Source organism: Phyllobacterium sp. SB3, assembly GCF_040009165.1.
Taxonomy (GTDB): Bacteria; Pseudomonadota; Alphaproteobacteria; order Rhizobiales; family Rhizobiaceae; genus Phyllobacterium.
The window spans coordinates 1-447 of record NZ_JBDYKI010000036.1; the positions used below are offsets into that span (position 1 = coordinate 1).

At 28.0% G+C, this 447-nt stretch carries 1 protein-coding gene; it reads right to left on the minus strand.

The features are described from left to right. The coding region (locus ABKW30_RS29280) for a leucine-rich repeat domain-containing protein (RefSeq protein ID WP_348602488.1) at positions 1 to 447 on the minus strand (447 nt) is incomplete at both ends.

The window sequence follows — 447 nt, forward strand, 5'->3', positions numbered from 1 at the left end:
GCAATGAGTTGATATTATTACCAATTGTTAAACTTTTTAATTTTGGTAAACCGTTCATAACGTGTTTACCAAAATTTTTAACATTATCTGGTAATATAAGTTCTTTTAATTCTAAATTACCGTAAAAGGCTAAACGTTCAATAGTTTCTAAACTATTTGGTAAGCTAATTTCTTCAAGTTTAATCGCATCTGCAAATGCAAAAGTACCAATTTTTTCTAAACCTTCATTCAATTCGAGTTTTTTCAAGTAAGAATTTTTATTAAACGAATATGATGCAAGTTCTTTTGTCTCCTTAGGCGTTTTATAACTTTCGTCATTTTTTTGACTTGGATAATAAATTAATTGGGTTTTATCTTTTGAAAACAAAACACCATCAACTGAGGCAAACGATTCATTTCCTTCTTCAACATCAACATGTTTTAAGCTAGTAGTGAGTCTAAATAGAT